Source organism: Nitrospira sp. BLG_2 (genome assembly GCF_049222245.1).
This window is the reverse complement of record NZ_JBLYIG010000021.1, coordinates 1-3132: the sequence shown is the minus strand read 5'-3', so window position 1 is coordinate 3132 and position 3132 is coordinate 1. Positions and strand designations below refer to the sequence as shown.

2 protein-coding genes are annotated in these 3132 nt (G+C 57.5%); both read right to left on the bottom strand.

The window, feature by feature from the left end:
* Positions 1-351, bottom strand: a 351-nt coding sequence (locus ACOSYY_RS00640; RefSeq protein WP_421660293.1) for a response regulator, incomplete at its 3' end; no start/stop codon positions are given.
* Positions 348-3044 (bottom strand): PAS domain S-box protein, encoded by a 2697-nt coding sequence (locus ACOSYY_RS00635; RefSeq protein WP_421660292.1) that lies wholly within the window; start codon positions 3042-3044, stop codon positions 348-350. The genes ACOSYY_RS00635 and ACOSYY_RS00640, both read right to left, overlap by 4 nt.
* Positions 3045-3132: the final 88 nt, after the last annotated feature.

The following is a 3132-nucleotide window of genomic DNA, read 5'->3' as shown; positions in this document are numbered from 1 at the left end:
CTCAACGATCAGGAGCAATTCATCCATCTGGAACGGCTTCGTGATGTAATCGAATGCTCCCAGTTTCATGGCTTCGACGGCTGTATCGACTGATCCATGCGCGGTAATCACGAGCACTTCGGTCTGAGGCTCCTTGCCCTTGGCCGTCCGGAGCACGGTCAGCCCGTCCGCACCCGGCAACCGGAGATCGGTGATCACCAGATCAAACGTCTTTTCTCCTCGGATCGCTTCGATCCCGTCCGTACCGGTCGGCACCGCTAGGACATCGCACCCGACCGCCTCCAATGCGTCCATCATGGACAGGCGCATCAATGGTTCATCGTCGACGAGCAAAATAGTCAACCCCTTCATGCTTCTTTCTCCGCAAAGGAACGTTCACGGGACACGGGCAAGCACAATGTGAACGTCGTTCCCTTTCCGACTTCGCTTTCGACCAAAATTCTTCCGCCATGGCGTTCCACGATGCCGAGATTCACCGAGAGCCCCAGTCCTGTCCCTTCCCCTTCTCCCTTGGTCGTGAAGAAGGGATCGAAGACCCGCGGGAGGACTGACGCAGGAATGCCGGATCCCGTGTCGCTTACCTCGACCCGGCAGATGCCCTCGGCCACCGATGTCCTGATCGTCAGCACTCCGCCGTTTTTCATGGCTTGCACGGCGTTCAAGATCAAGTTCATCAAGACCTGTTCGATCATATGCCGGTCCACCATGACCGTGGGTAAGCCATTGCCCGGGAATGTTTCCAAGCAAATCCGATTAGGAGCAAAAAGATGGGTGGTCAGCCCCAGCACCTGGTCGATGATTCTGTTGATATCAGCCGGGCTGAATGTCGGCTCATGCTGCTGTGAAAAATCGAGTAACTGCCGAACGATTTTCTGAACGCGCCGGACGCCATGCTCCATCGAAACCCAGTATTCCTCTTGGCGCGCCGGGGAAAGAGCGCCCTTTCGAAGGTTATAGAGGCAATTGAGGATCCCTCCGAGAGGATTGTTGATCTCATGGGCCACTCCCGCCGCCAGTTTGCCGACTGAGGCCAATTTTTCGGCATTGCGCATCTGTCGCTCCAGCTTTTTGGTCTCCGTCATATCACGCGCGATGCCAAGCACTCCCAGGATCTCCCCGTCGGCCCCTTGGAGAGGCGAGACACTGACCATGACGGCGCGCGCTTCGCCCCGCCGAGTCACGACTTCGACCTCGTACACCTGCTTGGCTCCGATATCCAATGTATTTTTGAGGCGCCGGCCCCGATGACGCCGTGACAGTAGCGAGAGATACGGCCGGCCGATCAAGTCATCTTTGCGATACCCCCAGGCATTGACCTTCCCGTTGACATAGGTGAACTGTTGATCCAGATCGAGCGTATAAATGACGTCGTTGGCATTCTCGAGCAAATTTTCCAAGTATTGCTTGGTGTCTTCGATTTCTCTGGTGCGCTCCCGGACTTTCAGCTCCAGATCTTCCCGGTATGACTGGAGTTGCCGCTCAAGTTTCTTTCGATCGGTAATATCGCGGAGCTGCACCATCACAAGCAATTGTTCGGTTCCTTCTATGCGAATCAGATCCATTTCTACCGGAATCTCACGACGGTCCGCGTGGTACACCGTCATTTCCCGAGTGGCGACCTGCCGGTGCGCTGTGCTGATATCGCGCAACCACCCGGTGAAGGTCTGGCGGTGCGCGTCCGGCACGATGTCGAGAATGTTTTTCCCGACGATCTCCGACTCGGCATAGCCCAGTACTTGTTGCTCCCGTTCATTGACGGCGACGACGGACCCAGTGGCGCTCACCATAAATACCGAATCGGCCACGAAGTCGAACAAGGCTTTGTAGCGGGCTTGCGATACCGTCAGCTGCCGCGTACGCTCCGACACCGCCTGCTCCAGCCCGACGGTATACCGCTGTATCTCCTGCTCCAGACGACGCCGCTCGGTCACATCCCGAACGAAGGCGCGCGAGTGAATCAGCCCGCCTCGCTCTTGGTCGAACAGCGCCGTCCCATGAACCTCTACATCCATCAACCGTCCATCCTTGGCCGACAGCACGGTTTCCATCGAGCTTTGCCCGTGTGAAACGAGCCGCTCCAGAAAGTGCAACACTTGCGACTCCTGCCCACTGCGAATAAAGTCCCATAGTTTCATGCCCAGCATCTCGTCGGCGGTATATCCGAGTTTGTCGAGGCCGGTCTTATTGACGTGCACCAGCCTACCGGCCCGATCGAGCTGACAGATCATTTCCGGAGCATGTTCGATCAGATCCCGATATTTCTCCTCCAGCCGCCGCACCTCGGCCATTCGCTGTTCAATCTGCCCGAATGAACGCTGCAGATTGCTCGCCATCTGATTGAATGCCTGTGCCAATCCTTCGATTTCGTCCCCGGTCTTGAGTTCCAACCGTTGCTCCAATCGCCCGCTCCCGATCTGCTGCACGCCGTCATGCAACACCTGAATCGGACGAGCGATTCGGCGAGCGACGATCACTCCTGTACCCGAGAGCACGACCAACACAATCATGCCGAACAACAAGACCTTGGCCATCAGCTCGCCCAGCGGGGCAAAGATTTCCGAGGAATCTTGGCGGACCACCGTAACCCAGTGTTTCCCGCCGATACTGCCTGCCGCGAGTTGATCGGCGAATCGCACCGGTGCAAACCCGATCAGGGCCCGTTTGTTTCCATGAGAGTCGTCCGCGGCCACTGTCCATCCTGGCTTCAACGCTCCCAAGGTGTCGACCAATTCGGCATCGATCGAGTGGGCTTCGGGCGCGAGGACCGGGCAAATCGCCACACCTCCGTCCGAGGCGAACAGCATGGCATGGCCTGTTTCGCCGAACGAACCCTCGGCAATGGCCTGGAACAACGTGTCTCGCCGAAGCAGGATCGTCACGGCTCCGAGCACAGCCCGATGTTGATCGTCCAGAATCGGCGCGGCGACGATGATGACATGAGTCCCAAACGCCGGGTCAAAGGAAATTTCACTCACGTAAGGCCGCTGACTGCCCCCTTTTACCACGGCTTGCCACCAGGCGGTCTTGGCATAGGAATACTCCACTTGGGGGATCGAACTGCTTCAATCCAAATGATCCAGACTGGCCGAATTACGGCGGACGCGGAATCACCATGTGCGAAGAATGGCGACG